Annotated in this window: 13 protein-coding genes; 7 read left to right on the top strand and 6 right to left on the bottom strand. The window is 70.8% G+C overall.

Features of this window, described 5'->3' with window-relative positions:
* Positions 1-68: 68 nt before the first annotated feature.
* From C9992_RS10730 to C9992_RS10720, 3 genes are all read right to left on the bottom strand, one after another.
* On the bottom strand, positions 69-1,343 hold the full coding sequence (locus C9992_RS10730) for a GNAT family N-acetyltransferase (protein WP_106815582.1): 1,275 nt from the start codon (positions 1,341-1,343) through the stop codon (positions 69-71).
* A gap of 330 nt (positions 1,344-1,673) precedes the next feature.
* A complete protein-coding gene (locus C9992_RS10725; protein ID WP_106815581.1) occupies positions 1,674-3,275 on the bottom strand; it encodes an LPXTG cell wall anchor domain-containing protein in 1,602 nt (533 codons plus the stop codon).
* A 164-nt stretch (positions 3,276-3,439) separates the two neighbouring features.
* Positions 3,440-4,420, bottom strand: a complete 981-nt coding sequence (locus C9992_RS10720; protein WP_235008188.1) for a hypothetical protein — start codon at positions 4,418-4,420, stop codon at positions 3,440-3,442.
* Between the two features lie 596 nt (positions 4,421-5,016).
* On the opposite strand from C9992_RS10720, the gene dnaB reads away from it, so the two are divergent.
* From dnaB to C9992_RS10700, 4 genes are all read left to right on the top strand, one after another.
* Positions 5,017-6,402: a replicative DNA helicase gene (dnaB, locus tag C9992_RS10715; protein WP_106815580.1), complete on the top strand. Its 1,386-nt coding sequence runs from the start codon at positions 5,017-5,019 to the stop codon at positions 6,400-6,402.
* Positions 6,403-6,545: 143 nt separating this feature from the next.
* Positions 6,546-7,112, top strand: a complete 567-nt coding sequence (locus C9992_RS10710; protein WP_106815579.1) for a dihydrofolate reductase family protein — start codon at positions 6,546-6,548, stop codon at positions 7,110-7,112.
* Between the two features lie 36 nt (positions 7,113-7,148).
* A complete protein-coding gene (locus tag C9992_RS10705; RefSeq protein WP_106815578.1) occupies positions 7,149-8,387 on the top strand; it encodes an amidohydrolase in 1,239 nt (412 codons plus the stop codon).
* 16 nt (positions 8,388-8,403) lie between these two features.
* On the top strand, positions 8,404-9,645 hold the full coding sequence (locus C9992_RS10700; RefSeq protein WP_235008187.1) for an MFS transporter: 1,242 nt from the start codon (positions 8,404-8,406) through the stop codon (positions 9,643-9,645).
* Between the two features lie 25 nt (positions 9,646-9,670).
* Here the strand turns inward: C9992_RS10700 and C9992_RS10695 are convergent, their stop codons facing one another.
* Positions 9,671-10,942, bottom strand: a complete 1,272-nt coding sequence (locus C9992_RS10695) for an MFS transporter (protein WP_106815577.1) — start codon at positions 10,940-10,942, stop codon at positions 9,671-9,673.
* 122 nt (positions 10,943-11,064) lie between these two features.
* Between C9992_RS10695 and C9992_RS10690 the strand changes: the two genes are divergently transcribed.
* Positions 11,065-11,736 carry a FadR/GntR family transcriptional regulator gene (locus C9992_RS10690; protein WP_106815576.1) on the top strand — a complete coding sequence of 224 codons (672 nt, stop codon included), beginning with the start codon at positions 11,065-11,067 and terminating at the stop codon, positions 11,734-11,736.
* Between the two features lie 11 nt (positions 11,737-11,747).
* Here the strand turns inward: C9992_RS10690 and C9992_RS10685 are convergent, their stop codons facing one another.
* A complete protein-coding gene (locus C9992_RS10685) occupies positions 11,748-12,677 on the bottom strand; it encodes a LysR family transcriptional regulator (protein WP_106815575.1) in 930 nt (309 codons plus the stop codon).
* A 72-nt stretch (positions 12,678-12,749) separates the two neighbouring features.
* On the opposite strand from C9992_RS10685, the gene C9992_RS10680 reads away from it, so the two are divergent.
* Positions 12,750-13,733 (top strand): EamA family transporter, encoded by a 984-nt coding sequence (locus C9992_RS10680; RefSeq protein WP_106815905.1) that lies wholly within the window; start codon positions 12,750-12,752, stop codon positions 13,731-13,733.
* Here C9992_RS10680 and C9992_RS10675 read toward each other — a convergent pair.
* Positions 13,730-15,145, bottom strand: coding sequence for an HNH endonuclease (locus C9992_RS10675; protein ID WP_235008186.1), 1,416 nt, complete (start codon positions 15,143-15,145; stop codon positions 13,730-13,732). The two genes, C9992_RS10680 and C9992_RS10675, sit on opposite strands and share 4 nt — an antisense overlap.
* A gap of 321 nt (positions 15,146-15,466) precedes the next feature.
* Between C9992_RS10675 and C9992_RS10670 the strand changes: the two genes are divergently transcribed.
* Positions 15,467-16,981 carry an MATE family efflux transporter gene (locus C9992_RS10670; RefSeq protein WP_106815574.1) on the top strand — a complete coding sequence of 505 codons (1,515 nt, stop codon included), beginning with the start codon at positions 15,467-15,469 and terminating at the stop codon, positions 16,979-16,981.
* Positions 16,982-17,128: the final 147 nt, after the last annotated feature.

Raw genomic sequence — 17,128 nt, 5'->3', positions numbered from 1 at the left:
CGCGCCGGCGTCGTCGTCGGCCCTCACACGGGCGTCATGACCTGCCCGTGACATCCGTCACGGTCGGCTCAGAAGATCCAGTTCGCCCCGGCGGCCACCGGCCACGTCCATGCCGCCGAAGCGGTCCGCAGTGCCTCGGGCGAGCGCACCTCCACCAGACCTGCCTGCGCCAGGGAGGCGAGTGACGTGGCGCCGAGATGCGCCGCTCCGAGCTCCCGGATGTCGAGCACGAGGCCGGGCTCGGCTTCGGTCGACGTCACCTCTGCCTCGGCCCACGCCTCGGCGCGCACCCGCCAGCGGCCCGCGTTGGCCGGCAGCATCGCGTCGGAGACCTCGAGCACCACATCGACGTCTGCCGCGTACCGACGCTGCCCGAGGGCAGCCGGGAGGTCGAGGATGCGGATCCACGAGTTGTCCTGGAAGTCCGGCAGCGCCTGCCGGATGTCGACGAGCAGCGAAACGATCGGGTCGTCGACCGGCAGGTTCGATACCTGCACGCGTGACGTGAGGTCGAGGTCGAGCAGAACCGACCACATGCGGTGTGCGGCTGCCGGCGTCAGCGCGACGGCCTCCCGCACGTGCACCGTACCCTCGGCGCCGGCTCGCTCCCACGAGATGGCGCGGCGGAACGTCGCGTAGCCGATGGCCGTGCCCGATCGGTCGCGCACGAGCAGCAGCCGCAGCGCTTCCTTGCCCCCGCGGAACGACGCCGGGTCGGCGTCGCGGGCGGCGCGCAGCTGCGGGGTCTCACGGGTGGCCCAACCCGGGCGGCCGAGACCGGCCGGCACGCGCGCGTAGTCCCGGTGGATCCGCGCGACGACGTCACCGTGGGCGGCGGCATCCCACTCCTCCAGTTCGACGTCCAGCTCCGCTGCACCGGGCACCGCTCGCAACGCCGCGCCACGGGGGATCGTGAGGGTCAGCTGGGGCGCCGCCATGCCGTACCCGAATCGGCCGTAGATCGGCGTCTCGGCGGCCATGAGGCCCGAGATCGCCTCGCCGTGGGTCAGGCAGTCGGCGAAGTGGTGCTCCATCATCGCACGGAGGATGCCGCGGCGCCGGTGGCCGGGATGCACGCCGACCCAGGTGAGCCAGCCGCATGCCACCTCGGCACCCGGAACGGGGTACGCCCGCAGCGGATAGGTGGCGTGGAAACCCGCGAGGTGGCTCGCATCGCCCTCCCGTGAGACGCCGTACGTACGTCCCCAGCTGAGCGGACTCGGCAGCGCCCGCAGCGCTTCGACGGAGCGCTCGGTGGGAAAGGCCCACGTGTCCAGGCGCAGCACGTCGTCGAGGCGGCCCGCGGGGACGGGAGAGAGGCGGTACGGCTCTGGAAGGGGCATCCCTCCACTCTGTCGACCGCTCCCCGTCGCCGCAAACCCCGGCGGCACGAGCCGTCGGCGGGCAGGAGCCATCGGCGGGCAGGACGAGACGGATGCCGCGAGCCCCCCGGGTCGCGGCATCCGCCCGTTCCAACCCGGCGCTTTCCCGACGCTGGGGTCGTCGGGAGGGGAGGGCCGGGTTGCGGCACCTACGATCGCGATCCGGCTCAGGCAGAGCCTGCTTCGCGGTCGGAGGTGGTCCAAGGGCGGGAGGGCTCTCACGAACCCCCCCGCCTGCTCACACGAGCGGTGGCGGGGGCGTGTTGGGGAACAGAGCCCCCGCCGAGCCCGCTACGCGGAGCGTCGCCGCGACGCGCGCGCGACGGCTCCCGCCGCCAAGAGCGCGACTCCCAGCAACAGGAAGGGCATCGCGCCCGTCCCTCCCGTCGCGGCGAGCTGTGTGGCCGTGCCGGCGGTGCGGGCCGAGGCCGTCGAGCCGGTCATGCCGTCCGATCCACCGGTACCCGGCGTCCCGTCAGCTCCCGGGTCGGTGGGGTCCGTCGGGTTCCCCGGGTCGGTGGGGTCGGTGGGGTCGGTCGGGTCCGTCGGATCCGTCGGGTCCGTCGGGTCGGTCGGGTCGGTCGGACCAGACACGTCCGTGTCACCGAGAAGGTCGGTGAGCAGGTCATCCACGAGGCCGGTGTTGTCGACGGCGTTCGAGGTGTTGTCGCCGGCGTTCTGGACAGCGTCCGACACGGCGCCGATGACATCTCCGCCCGTGAGGAGCTCCTCGAGGATGGTGCCCGCGTCGCCCACCGCATCGGTCGCGAGGCCGTCGACCACCTGGTCGGCGGTGTTCTCGGTGACGTTCGTCACGGTCGTGCCCAGATCGGCGCCGAGGTCCGACACCGTGGTGCCCAGATCCGCGACCGTTCCGTCGAGGTCGCCGTCGAGCAGGTCATCCACCGCGTTGTCCGCGTTGTCGACAAGGTTGCCGACCAGCCCGCCTTCGACGAGGATGCCGTCGCCCACGACGTCGTTGAGCCCGGAATCGGCGCCCAGCAGACCGTCCAGGATGACGCTGCCGGCCGTCGAACCCGTCGCGCCGTCGAGCAGTCCGGACACCGCGTCGGTCGCCGGCTCGAGAGCACCGTCGTCGCCGAGGATTGGATCCAGCACGCCGTCCCCGAGGAGCCCGTCGATGAGGCCGTCGTCTTCGGTCAGGCCGGTGAGCAGGCCGTCCGCGTCGTCCACGGGCGTCGCCGGCGTCGCGGTGGGCCCGCCTTCGAGCGTCGTCTCGAGGGCGTCCTCGAGGAGACCGGTCGTGTCGGTCGCGTCGGCCGTGTTCTCGCCCAGGTTCTGAACCAGGCCTGCTGTGCCGGTGAGCGGGTCGTCCCCCGCCAGCACGCCGGCGACGTCCGTCAGCAGACCGCCCACGACGCCGTTGATCACCTGGTCGTCGGCGTTGGCGGCGGCATCGGTCACCGTGTCTCCGACGTCGGAGCCGAGGTCCTCGATCGTGGTGCCCAGGTCGCCGACAGCCCCTTCGACGTCACCGGCGGCGACGTCGTCGAGCACGGCGTCGACGTTGGATGCGACGTTGCCCACCGTGCCGCCTTCGACGAGAGCGCCGTCGCCGACGACGTCGTTCAGAGCGCTGTCGTCACCGACGAGAGCGTCGACGACGGTTGATCCGGCGGTCGTGCCGGTCAGTTCGTCGACAACTGCGGCGGCGGTACCCGTCACCGGGGCGAGAGCCCCTTCATCGCCCAGGAGGGGATCGACGAGTCCGTCACCGAGAACGGAGTCGATCAGCCCGTTGTCGGCGACGGCCGACGAGAGCAGGTCAGGATCGGATGGCTGTTCGGCCGCGTTGGCGACCGTCGCGCCGAGCAGCGTGATGCCGCCGGCTAGGAGCGTGCCCAGAAGGGCGCGCTTGTAGAAAGTACGCATGATGTTCCCCTTTGACTTTTGATCGGTTTGCAGCGCGCGGATGTGCGCTGCGCAGCGCGCGAGGGTGCACTGCAGTCGTGCCGCGGAAGGCTCGATCCGGTCACGGGTCGACGGAGCAGGGCTCGGTCGAATCGCGCTCGGTCAAGCGAGCGGCAGGGAACCGATCAGTCGGGGGAGACGTCGGTGGAACCGGCAGGCGCTGCCGGCACACGCTCGTCCTCGGGTCCTGCTCGATGCACCCAGGCACGGTGTGCGGTGAGAGGAGCGAGGGCGACGAATGCCCACGCGCCGGGACCCGCACCACCGGGTCCCGCGGAAGAAGTCGGCAGGCAGAGTCCGCCCGCCATGCCGGAAGGCCCGCCGATGCCACCTGCCATGGTGGACGGTGCGACTGTCGCGCTGTCGCTTGCGGGGCCTACGGCCAGGGAGTCCACGGCCCGATGGCCGCGGAAGTTCTGAAGTGCGATGGCATCAGCCGAAGGTGTCGCGGTGGCGGCCGGTGAGGATGCCACCGCCCCATCGCCCTCGTATGCCGGGAACGCCGGGGTCGTTCCGGGGTGGCCGGGCAGAGCCGGCTCCTCACCGTCGCTCACAGGCGGCTGCCCGATGCCCGCGCCGGTGTCGTCGACAGCCCCGACGAGTCCGCCGAGGGTGTCGTCGACGGTGCCGCCCAGGTCGTTCACGGCGTCGTCCAGGCCGACGCCCGTGACGACGTCGCCGACCACCGGAACCGAGGTTACGAGGTCGACCACCGGCTGCGTGACGCCACTCACGACGCCGCCGGAGACGACGTCGGAGACGGGCTGTGTCACGCCCGACACCACCGCGCCGACCGTCTTCACGAGACCGCCTACCGGTTGCTGCACCGGTGCGGGCACGGCGGCGACCACGGAGTTCACGGCCCCGGTCACGCCGGAGGTGACGGTGGAGACGGCGCCCGTGACGCTCGAGGCGGTCGAGTCGACCGCCGAGGTCACCGCGCCCAGGGCACCCCCGAGCAGCCCGTCGTTCTTGGAGTCGTCGGCGTGCGCCTGCCCCAGCCCGAGGCCGAGGACCAGTGAGACGACGATCCAGGCGAACGCGGTGCCCACCCCGATCAGGGCGAGCCGTACGATCCTCGGCAGCTGCGAGGTTGCAATCTCCACGTTCACCTCCCACGACGAAAGTGCCGCACGTTCCGAACGGATCGTGCGTGAGGGTGCCTGGACAAACGAGGCTACCGTCACGCCCGCACCGTTGTCCAGAGCGGGATTTCGACGCGCTCCCACCGTGCCGTCTGTCGCCGGGTCGACAGAATCCCCGGAATTGTGCACAGGTGTCCGCCAAGGGGCTGAAACCTTCAACTGCCACTTCAACCACATCCCTCTCCACAGGATGTGCAATTCGCAGGCCCTGATCAGCGGCAGTTTTCGACACGAATCCCCCAGAACGCCGGGCGGTTCTCCACAGAGGTTGTTCACAGCTGCGTCGGCGTTTCGCGCAACCTCTCCACAGAGTTATCCACAGGGTCTGTTGCGAGTGTCGGAGGCCGTCCATAGCGTGGTGTGCGGCCGGCTCGGGTGCCGTCTTCGTGCGTGACGCGGGGGCGCGGGGGCGGCCAGGGGGAACGCAGAACGCACGATCGGAACCGGATGCCGCGGCATCCGCCGACCGGAGTGCACGCGCGTGCCGCCTCGCGCCGCAATTCGCTCCCGAGCATGCCGGAAGAGCTCGGACCGAACGATGGGGAGGACAGCAGCCTATGTCGATCGCCGACATCTCTGAGGAGCGCCTGGGCGGCCCGCGCGACGGGCGCAGCGATTACGAGCGCACTCCCCCACACGACCTGCTCGCGGAGCAGAGCGCGCTGGGCGGCATGCTGCTGTCGAAGGACGCGGTGGCCGATGTGATCGAGACGCTGCGGGGCACCGACTTCTACATCCCCAAGCACGAGCTGATCTTCGAGGCGATCCTCACCCTCTACTCGCACGGTGAGCCGACCGATGTCGTCGCCGTCACCGACGAGCTCATCAAGACCGGCGACCTTCAGCGCGCGGGCGGCGCGGACTACCTCCACACGCTCACGTCGATCGTCCCGACCGCGGCGAACGCGGGCTACTACGCGTCCATCGTCTCCGAGCGCGCGCTGCTGCGCCGCCTCGTCGAGGCCGGCACCCGGATCGTGCAGATGGGCTACTCCGGTCAGGGAGAGGCGCTCGATCTCGTCAACAACGCGCAGGCCGAGATCTACTCGGTGACCGGTGCCGAGCAGGCTGAGGACTACGTCCCGCTCACGATCGCCGTGGATGCCGCGGTTGAAGAGATCGAGGCCGCCCGGGGTCGTGACGGTCAGATGACCGGCATCCCCACCGGCTTCTCGGGGCTCGACCAGTTGACGAACGGCCTGCATCCCGGGCAGATGATCATCATCGCCGCGCGCCCTGCCATGGGTAAGTCGACGCTCGCGCTCGACTTCGCCAGGGCCGCTGCCATCAAGCACGACATGCCGACGATCTTCTTCTCGCTCGAGATGGGCCGCAGCGAGATCGCGATGCGCCTGCTCAGCGCCGAGGGCGCCATTCCGCTGCAGTCGATGCGCAAGGGGACGCTCGACTCACGCGACTGGACGACGGTCGCTGCCACACGCGGCCGCATCAACGACGCTCCTCTCTACATCGACGACAGCCCGAACATGACGCTCGTCGAGATCCGTGCGAAGTGCCGGCGCCTCAAGCAGCGGGCGGGCTTGAAGATGGTCGTGATCGACTACCTCCAGCTCATGACCTCGGGCAAGCGCGTCGAGTCCCGCCAGCAGGAGGTCTCGGAGTTCTCTCGTGCCCTCAAGCTCCTCGCCAAGGAGCTGCAGGTCCCCGTCATCGCCCTGTCGCAGCTGAACCGTGGCCCCGAGCAGCGCGCCGACAAGAAGCCGGCGCTGTCCGACCTGCGTGAATCGGGTTCGATCGAGCAGGATGCCGACATGGTGGTGCTGCTGCACCGCGAGGCTGCCTACGAGAAGGACTCGCCGCGCGCCGGCGAGGCCGACCTCATCGTCGCCAAGCACCGCAACGGCCCGACCGACACCGTCACGGTCGCCTTCCAGGGCCACTTCTCCCGCTTCACCGACATGGCGCCGGGCGACTTCGGGTAGCCACTCCGCACACGGCCGCGGGCGGATCGGCTCTGTCGCGGGTGGGTTTCGCCCGCCGGAGCCTCGGCCTAGGCTCGGGCGCGCGGCATCCCGCTCACACGCGTCCGGGGTGCGACGTGCGCCGACGCACGCGAAGGAGAGTCATGCAGACCCTGACGATCGACTTCATCATCTCGCTCGACGGCTACGGCGCCGCCGAAGGATGGCCCGGGTTCTGGGGCGTCGAGGCGCCTGAGTACCTCCGATGGCTCGACGAGTCGCCCGAGAAGGACTCCCCGGTGCTCATGGGTGCGACCACCTACCGGCTGATGTCGCAGCTCACCGCGGGTGGTGAGCCCGGAACCGACGTGCTCAACGGCGTGCAGAAGTACGTGTTCTCGTCCAGCCTCGAAGACCCGCTGACATGGGCGAACTCGACGCTCGTCCGCGACGACGCGGCGACGTACGTGCGCAGGCTCAAAGAGGAATCGGACCGCCCGCTGCGCACTCTGGGGAGCGTCGCGCTCTGCCGTTCGCTGCTAGTGGCCGGCCTCGTCGACCGCTACCGCGTGGGTATCTTCCCGTTCATCACGGGCGCCACCGGGCAGGACCGCATCTTCGACGGGTACCCCGACGTGGCGCTCGAGCTCGTCGAGGCGCGGACGTTCGACCAGCGCATCCAGCTCCTCGAATACGTCCCGACGGTCCTCGAGGGCCCGCCCGGCGCCTGACCGCACGCCGTCCGGACGCGGGCGTAGGTTGGGAGGATGGCTCGCACTCTCGCCGTCACCGGCGGCTTCGTCGTCCCTGTCAGCTCCGACCCGATCGACGGGGGCACGGTGGTGGTCACCGACGGCGTGATCACCGCTGTCGGCGGACCCGACACCGCCGTACCGGAGGATGCCGAAGTGATCGACGTGACCGGCAGCTGGGTGCTCCCCGGCTTCGTCGAGTCGCACGGCCACCTCGGCGTCCACGAGGACGGTGAGGGCTGGTCGGGCAACGACACGAACGAGATGACCGACCCCAACGGGTCGCGCTTCCGAGCGCTCGACGGCATCGACATCGAGGAGGTCGGTTTCCGCGACGCGCTGCGCGGCGGCGTGACGACGGCGGTCATCAAGCCCGGCTCCGGCAATCCGATCGGCGGTCGCACGGTGGCCGTCAAGACGTGGGGCGGTCGGACCGTCGACGAGCAGATCCTCGCGATGGACGTGTCGGTCAAGTCGGCGCTGGGTGAGAACCCCAAGCGCGTCTATGGCGACAAGAAGCAGACCCCGTCGACGCGCCTGGGCGTGGCATCCGTCCTGCGCGAGGCGTTCGTCGCCGCGCAGAACTATGCCGACAAGCGCGCGGCGGCCGCCGAGAAGGACGAGCCCTTCGAGCGCGACCTCGGCAAAGAGACGCTGGCCGCGGTGCTCGCCGGCGACCTCGTGTGGGACCAGCACTGCCACCGTCACGACGACATCGCGACGGCGATCCGCATCGCGGAGGAGTTCGGCTACACACTGGTCGTGAACCACGGCACCGAGGCGCACAAGATCGCCGACGTGCTGGCGGAGAAGCAGATCCCGGTGATCTTCGGCCCGATGCTCACCTCGCGTTCCAAGGTCGAGCTGCGCGACCGCGCCATCTCCAACCTGGCGCTCATCGCGGAGGCCGGCGTCAAGGTCGCCATCACGACAGACCACCCCGTGGTCCCGATCGACCAGATCCGCCTGCAGGCGATCCTCGCGGTCCGCGATGGTCTCCCGGCCGAGACGGCGCTCGCCGCGCTCACGCGCAACCCCGCGGAGATCCTCCGCCTCGACGCGCGCGTCGGTGCACTGGAGCCGGGGCGCGATGGCGACCTCGTGGTGTGGTCGGGCGATCCGCTCGCGGTCGATTCCCGCGTGGAGCGGGTGTTCATCGAGGGCCGCGCCGTCTACGAGCCGGAACCCGGCTCGGCCACCCCGCGTGTGGTGGAGCGTTGGGAGCGGTTCGGCCGCACGTCCTGGATGTCGTGACCGCACCCGCATCCTCGTGAGTGCGCCCACGCCCGATCGCGCCGGGGAGCCGGTGCCCCGGGGCTCGTTCGCGCGCTACTGGACGGCCGCCACGATCAGTTCGTTCGGGACCGCGGTCACCGCCGTGGCGATGCCGGTGCTGGTGGTGCAGCTGCTCGAGGCGAGCGCCCTCGAGGTCGGGATTGTCAACGCGGCGCAGTTCCTGCCGTACGCCGTGCTCGGCCTGATCGCCGGCGCTTACACCGACCGGTGGCGACGGAAGCCGATCCTCGTCTGGGCGAGCATCGGCCGTGCGGTCTCGCTCGGCGCCGTGCCCGTGCTGTGGGTGACGGGCGCCCTCGAGGTGTGGATGCTGGTCCTGCTCCTGCTGGCGTTCGGAGCGTTCTCCGTCTTCGGCTTCGCAGCGACGCAGTCCTTCCTTCCTCGGCTCGTTCCGCGCTCACGGCTCGTCGTCGCCAACGCACGGCTGGACCAGACGGATGCCGCGGCGCAGACTCTCGGGCCGGCACTGGGCGGCGGCCTCGTGGGGCTGCTCGGAGCGCCGCTCGCGCTGGCCGTCGACGCGATCAGCTACCTCGTCGACGCCTTGTTGAACGCGAGCATCCGAGTCACCGAGCCTCGAATCACCGGCCGAGACCGCAGCCTGGGCGCCGAGATACGTGAAGGCCTCCGATGGGCCTACCGGCATCGCACGCTGGGACCACTCGCGCTGTCGACGCACGTCTGGTTCGTCGCGAACGGCGTGGCGTTGACCGCGCTGTCTCTGCTCGCGCTCCGATCGCTCGGCCTGACGGCGTTCAGCTTCGGAGTCCTGCTGGCGGTCTCCGGAACGGCGGGCCTGGTCGGGACGACGTTCGCGGCGCGCGTCAGCGCGTGGCTCGGAACCGGCAGGGCCATCGTGCTGGCGCGCGCCACGTACCCGCTCGCGTGGCTCCTCATCGCGGCATCCGCGTGGTCTGCGGCCGGTCCCCTTCTGCTGTACATCGGCATGGCGATCCACGGCCTTGCCGGCGGGGTCGAGAACGCCAACGAGATGGGCTACCGGCAGTCCGTCACACCGGACGGGCTCCTCGGGCGCGTCAACGCCAACATCCGCTCGGCCAACCGCACGGGCGCCGCGCTCGGAGCACTCCTCGGCGGCGCCGCCGTCGGCCTGATCGGCGACACGCCCACGCTCGTCGGGGCGGTCGTCCTGTTCGCGGCCGCAGCGCTGATCGCCGGCCTCTCGCCGCTGCGGAGATCCGAGCCGTCCGACTGAGGCCGTCCCGGCTCGCGTCCACCCGTCATCGGCGCTCGGCCGAGGTGGCGGCATCCGCGATCGCCTCATCGTCGGTCATATCGGGAGAGATGCCGCCGCGCTCGGCAGGCAGATCCGTCCGTTCCCGCAGGAAGAGGGATGCCACCAACGCCGCCGCGATGAGACATGCCAGCAGCACGAAGACGGCTTGTGGGCCCGTGTGGTCTGCGAGCACGCCGAGGAGTGGTGTGAGCAGGCCGCCCAGGGCCGTCGACATGCCCAGGGTGACGCCGCTCGCGGTGCCGAGATGGCGCGGCAGGTACGCATGCGAGAGCGTGACATGGAGGGCGAACGGCAGGAACAGCGCGCCGCCGAGGATCCCCGCGACGACGATGGCCGCGACGTCACCGGGAGCCAGGACATACGCCACCGCTGAGAGGGTCGCCAGCGCGTAACCGGCCACGAGCACTCGCTTGCGCCCGAAACGGTCGGCCACCACACCCCCGACCAGCGTGCCGAGCGCGGCCGCGAACGAGAAGACGGTGAGGGCCAGCGTGCCGACGTCGGCCGACGTGCCGAAGCGCTGCATCACATCCAGCGCGAGGAACGATCGGGCGCCCACGTAGACCAGCGACCACAGGCTCACGATCACGAGCAGCCACGTGAACCGTACCCACAGGTCTCGCGGCCGCTGTCCGACGGCAGCCACCGGGTGCGACGGTGCGACATGCGCAACAGCCCCGTCGCTCGCCGGGCGGCGATTCACGACGAGGTACACCACCGCGACGAGGACCGTGGGGATCAGCAGCATCGGGGTGGCTCCGAGCCCGAGGACGCCGACGGTCAGACCCACGGCGACCGGAGCGATGGCGGCGCCGGCGTTCCCACCGACGGAGAAGATGCTCATGGAGCGATTGGTGCCGCCTCCGGTCTGCTTCGCAGCGACCGTCGCCGCGGGGTGGTAGGCGGCCACGCCGAGGCCGGAGACCGAGAACACGATCCAGGTGAGCCAGTACTCGCCCGCCGTGATGCCGGCGACCGCGATGCCGAGCGCGGCGACGAGCATCCCGACGGTGATCAGCGGGCGCAGCGAGAACCGGTCGGTCAGCCATCCGAACACCGGCTGGAAGACGCTGGACAGCGAGGTCACCGCCAGCGTGAGCCCGGCCACGGCGGCGTAGTCGTACCGCTGCTCGACCACGAAGTACGGCAGCAGCGCCGCGGCTGCCCCCGTCTGGAAGTCGTTCATGACATGCGTGCTGACCAGGGACCAGAAGCGCGCCGACCGCCGAGGGCTCGTCGCAGGGATACTCGTCATGCGGTCACCCTACTCCTCAGACAAGTCGACAAGCCACCAGGGATGGAACCGTGAGTGACCGGGCAACCCGGGATAAGCTGGGATCGGAGCGATCGCGCTCCCCAGACAACCGGAGGACATGCGTGGCCCAGATCGTCCACCGCGCCCCGCTGGCGGCCCAGGCTGCCGAGATCCTGCTCGGGCGCATCCGTGACGGCGAGTTCGCGCTCGGTCAGCGGCTGCCGGGCGAGACGACCCTGGCCGCGCAGCTGGGAGTCGGTCGGTCGACGGTCCGGGAGGCGATCCGAGAGCTGGCCGGCAAGGGGGTGCTCGACTCCCGGCAGGGAGCGGGCGTCTTCGTGACGGCCCTGGACGTGTCGGACGATTGGGACACCGTGCTCCGCCGCGCATCCATCACGACGGTGATCGAGGCCCGCATCGCGATCGAGACCGAAGCCGCGGCCCTTGCTGCCGAACGCCGCACGCCGGCGCAGCTGCGCGCCATCCGCGCCGCGCTGGCCGCACGTGCCGGCGCGGACCCCGCGCCGGAAGCCCACGTCGACGTCGACATGGCGCTGCATCGGCTCATCGTCGTCGCGTCGGCGAACGAGGTGCTGGTGGAGCTGTTCGACGGCTTCGTGCCTCGCGTGCGCACGGCGATGGTCGACATGCTGAAGATCCGGCCCACGGCCTCACCGGAGGCCGATCAGGCCGCACATGCCGCTGTCGTGGAGGCGATCGCGGACCGTGACCCCCGCCGCGCCGCGGAACTCAGCCGCGCGCACCTGAACACCCTGAAGTTCGCGTTCGCCTGACCGCCGGTCCGTCAGAGGACAGGCGAGGGCGGCGCGGACCGCGCCTGCTCGACGAAGGCGTCGAGCGTGGTGCGCAGAGCGGGCGAGTCCTCCTGCCAGCGGCGGTGTACCGCGAGCACGTCGCGGGTCGAGGCCGGGTCGACCGTGGGGATGGCCACGAGGTCCGGACCCAGGTCGCCGCGGCCCAGGCGCGGGACGAGGGCGACCGCGCGGCCGGCGCGGGCGAACTCCAGGTGGTTGTGGAACTCCATCGACTCGTGGACGATGCGCGGGGCGTTCGGAACGCCGTCGAAGAGCCGCCGGAGCCACTGCCGGCAGATCGTCGCCTCGAACGTGGCGACCCAGTGCTCGCCGGCGATCTCCTCGGGATGCAGCACCGAGCGGTCGGCGAGCGGGTGGTCGCGGTGCAGGATCACGTCTGCGACGTCCGTGAACAGCGGCGTCGAGACGAGGTGGTCGGGCATCGCGAGGGCCACCCCGCCCCAGCGGTGCACGATGCCGAGGTCCCGCTGACCCGACGCGACCAAGGCGATCGTCTCCCACGGCTCGCTCTCGCGCAGCGGCAGAGAGAGATCGGGATGCCTCTCGGCGAGGTCGCTCAGCACCGGGATGACGAGTCCCCGCACGACGGTCGAGAACGCAGCCAGCCGGATCTCGCCGACGACGCGGTCGTCGACGCCGGCGGTCAGCTGCAGATCGGCGCGGAGTCGTTCGAGGTCGGCAAGGATCGGTGTGGATGCCACCACCAGACGCGTGCCGGCCTCGGTGAGGATGACGCCCCGGCCCGCCCGCTCCAGCAGGGCGATGCCGGTCTCGCGTTCGAGTCTCTTGATCTGCTGCGAGACCGCCGAGGGCGTGTAGCCGAGGCTCGTCGCGGCGGCGACCACGCTGCCCTGCGTGGCGACCGCTCTCAGCGACAGCACGGCGTCCAGATCGATCATGAAGCAACGCTACACGGATTCGTGAGAAAAGCATCGCTTGTGCTTCATTCGCACATCCGGTGGGCTGAGAGCGTGAAAAGACGCGACATGGTGCTGGCGGCGGCCGTGGCATCGTTCTGGGGATTCAACTTCGTCGTCATCGACTGGGGCATGGCGGGCGTACCCCCGCTGCTCTTCGTCGCGATCCGCTTCGCGGCGGTGGCGCTGGCGGTCTTCGTGGTGCCGCGGCCACGGGCATCCTGGCGCACGGTCGTCGGTGTCGGACTGTTCATGAGCCTCGGGCAGTTCGGCCTGCTGTACACCTCGATGGCGCTGGGCCTGCAGCCGGGCCTTGCCGCACTGGTGCTGCAGGCACAGGCGGTGTTCACGATCCTCGTCGCAGCGGCCGTGCTGCGCGAACGGCCGACGATCGCACAGACCGTCGGCGTCGGCGTCGGTGTGGTGGGCCTGGCCATCGTGGCGGCGGGGCGCGGCGGCGACGCACCGGCGCTGGCCGTGGCGCTGGCGCTCGCCGCCGCGCTGTCATGGGGCATCGGCAACGTCATCTCGCGCCGTGCCGGCGTCGTCACCGGACCCGGACGGCTCGGCTCGCTCTCGCTCACGGTGTGGTCAGCTCTCGTGGTGCCGGTCCCCGCGCTGCTGCTGTCGTTCGTCGTCGACGGCCCGCAGGCGATCGCCGCCGGGATCGCGGCGTTCGGATGGGAGTCCCTGCTCTCGACCCTCTACACCGCCGGGCTGTGCACGATCATCGGATATTCCATCTGGAACAGCCTGCTGGCACGCAACCCGTCCGCGGCGGTCGTGCCCTGGGTGCTGCTCGCACCGGTCGTCGCGATGGCGTCGGCGGCACTGCTTCTCCGCCAGATCCCGACGCCCGCCGAGATTCTCGGTGGAGTGCTCCTCGTGGGCGGCGTGCTGATCACGGGACTGCCGGTGTCGCGTCGCAGGGTGCGCGTCGACCTGGCCGCTGCGGTGACAGCAGCTCCGGGTGCGGCCAGGACGGAGCCGTCGGCGAGCCGGGCGCAGAGCCGCTGGCCTCGGAACGCCGCTCGCTAGAACGGGGGCGGTGGATTGCGCGGTGGATCCTCCGCCGAGACAAGCCACGGTTCTCGCATCATGCGGCGGACACGGTCGGCGGCCTCATCTGGAACGAAGCGCACCACGGGTTCCGGCCTGTCGGTATGTCTCCGACCGCTCGGGCTGGTCCAGACGAGCACGCCGGGAGAAGTCTGCTGAACCGACCACGACGTGACGCCCTTGAGCACGTGATGTCGTCGACACAGGTGTGCGAGGTTGCCGTGATGTGTCGGGCCGCCGAGCGCCGCGTCGATGGTGTGGTCGATGTCCGACCGCCACACCGGGCGGCGGCAGCCGGGGAACCGGCAGTGCTCGTCGCGCGCCGCAAGGAATCGGCGGAGCGCCGGGCCCGGACGATAGCGATCCACGGCGAGGACGCTTCCCGTGACCGGAGAGGTCATGACCCGCTCCCACCCGACAGCGCCCGCCGCGAGCGTACGGGCCGTGCCGGGGTCGATCGGTCCGTGGCCCGCAAGAAGGCACGGCTCACCGGTTGCTCCGGTCATGGTGAGCACCGGGATCGTCACCTGGACCGTGGCGTGGATCGCCCGCAGTCCGTCGCCGGCGACGCAGTCCCGTGGCCCGGCGCCCAACAGCACGTCGGTGAGGATGTCGGCCCGCAGCTGGTCCATCGTCCGAGTGTCGCCCGCGAGCTCGCCGTCGCCGGCTGCCTCGGCCGAGGGGTCGGCCTCGCGGGCCGCGATGACCGACCGCGCCTGCTGTGTGAGGCGATCGTGGATGCCGTGCGCCAACGTCGCCGGAAGAATCGCCGTCAGTGACGCCATGTCGTCGGCGAGGTCGACCACCTCGACGCCGCGTCCCGCTGCGGCCTGGTGGTGGCGTTCCTCCAGCGGACGCTCCATGAAGCGTTCGACGATCGCGCGGAGCACCGGCGCGAGCCGGCCCGGTGTGAGCCGGGCTGCCCGGTCGAGCGCGACAGCGACGAACCCCGCCCGGGCGGCGTCGTCGTCCAGGCGATCACCGATGTCGTGGATCACCGCGAGATGCCGGCGCGTGATGTCGCCGCGCTCCAGCGCGTCCACCCCCGCGCTGAATCGGGCGCACAGGTCGGTCGCCTCGGTCATGAGGCGCATCACCGTCCACTCCGACACACGGCTCGAGGTCGCGAGGTCGGCGACGAGCGCCCGCCGGTTCAGCTCGGCCCGACGGATCTCCTCGGCTGACACGTGCGGTGGCCGGGCGACAGACGCGGCCGCGCCGGCCAGCAGGCGGATCTCGGCCGCATCGTCCATCGACCGACGCCGGCGCCCCGCCTCGAAGGCGTCCACGATGCGTTCCGCGCGGGCGACGGAGGCGGCCGGCGCTTCGCCGGCGGCGTCAGAGCTGGCAGGGCCGGGATCGGCGGGTTCGAGAGGATGCGTTGCAGACATGAGGCTCGTTGAGAAGAGGGACCGGGCCGAGATCCGGCGCGTTCACGCCATCCGCTTCATCGCGCATCCGCGGCGCCCGCCGCACGTCCCTCAGCCTCGCCGACACGAAGCCGTCATACTCTCGAATCTCGCTACGACGATTCTAGCGCATCCAGACGCGAAACCGCCAGATAAATCTGCGAATGCACGACGTGTTCGCCGATCGTCCGGCGCGAAGACCCGAATCGATTCGATACACTGGGTCTTCTGCCCCGCGGTGCGCGCACGACGCCGCTCACGGCATCCGTCTTCCGTCTTCTCCGCCTTTCGCGAGCCGCCCCCATGACAACCGCCCTGACGACGGGCCGCCCCTGGCGCGTCATCATCCTGTTCGCCGTTCCGCTCCTGATCGGAAACGTCGTCCAGCAGCTGTACCAGTTCGTCGACGCGGTCGTCGTCGGCCGTCATCTCGGTGTCGACGCGCTCGCCGCCGTGGGCGCGACCGGCAGCATGCTGTTCCTTCTGCTCGGCTTCGCGTGGGGTCTCACCTCGGGTTTCGCGATCCCGACGGCTCAGGCGTTCGGTGCACGGGACTATGCCGCGGTGCGGCGCTCCGTCGCGGCCGGCACGATTCTGACCGCGGCCTGCACCGTGCTGCTCACCGTCGGCGCGCCGCTGCTCGCCGCGCCCCTCCTCACCCTGCTGCAGACGCCCGCCGAGCTCATGCACGACGCGGTCGTGTTCGCCCAGATCAGCTTCCTCGGCGCCGGCGCGCTGATGTTCTTCAACTACCTGTCGGCGATCATCCGGGCGATCGGCGACTCCCGTACGCCGCTGGTGTTCCTCACGCTGGCATGCGGGCTGAACGTCGTGCTGGTGATCCTGATGGTCGGCTCCTTCGGCTGGGGCGTCGGCGGCGCGGCCCTGGCCACGGTCGTCTCGCAGGCCATCTCGGTGCTGCTGTGCCTGGAGTTCGTGCGGCGGCGGATGCCGGTGCTCCACGTGCACCGCGCCGACTGGCGCGTCAGTCGCGCCGAGCTGGCCGACCATCTGCGACTGGGTCTTCCCATGGGCTTCCAAGCGTCCATCATCGCGATCGGCACGCTCTCGGTGCAGGTCGCCCTGAACGAGCTGGGTGCGCAGGCCGTCGCCGCCTACACCGCGGCGGCCCGCGTCGACGGCCTCGCCGTCGCGCTCCTGCAGTCACTCGGGCTGGCCGTGTCGATGTTCGTCGCGCAGAACCACGGCGGCGGGCGCCCCGATCGCATCCGCCGCGGCGTGTCCCAGGCGACCTGGATGTCGGTGGCGGCGGCCGTCGTGCTGGGGGCTCTGCTCATCGCCTTCGGCGCGGCGGTCGTGCAGCTGTTCGTCGGCGAGGGCTCCGGCGAGGTGGTCGGCCTGGCGGCGCAGATGCTCGCGATCAACGGCGCGACCTACTGGATCCTCGGCATCCTGTTCGTCCTTCGCGGCGCCCTGCAGGGGCTGGGTCACACGCTCATCCCGACCGTGACCGGCGTCATCGAGCTCGTCATGCGGGTCGGCGCGGCGGTCGTGCTCGGCGGCATCTTCGGCTTCATCGGCGTGGCAGCGAGCAACCCGCTGGCATGGCTGGGTGCGGTCGTCGTGCTGGTGCCCGCGTACGCCGTCGCCCATCGCAAGCTCGCCGCCGCGCCGATCACACCGATGGTCGCGACACCCACCACCCCGATCGCCGTCATCGGTCCCACCGACGGCTCGATGGTCGTCGACGCGGTGGTCACCCAGCCGATCGTTCTCCCGGCCGTCGCCCAAGCCGTATCCCGGCGTCCTCGCCGGTTCCGCGTCCCGGCGCGCGACAGGCGCCGCGCCCGGGGCTGATCCGCACAGCACGCCGACCCCGGGTGCCGGTGCTCGGTGCCGCTGCTGTGGCTCGAGCATCCGCGACGGCGCGTTCGGGTGTCACGACACGCCGTTTCGCGCCCGGCGTTGCCGCGTGTCGTGACACCTGAGCGCGGCGCCGGCGCG

The organism is Microbacterium timonense (assembly GCF_900292075.1).
In the GTDB taxonomy this organism is placed as follows: Bacteria; Actinomycetota; Actinomycetes; order Actinomycetales; family Microbacteriaceae; genus Microbacterium; species Microbacterium timonense.
The sequence above is the reverse complement of the archived record's forward strand: the minus strand, read 5'-3'. Positions and strand labels throughout refer to the sequence as shown.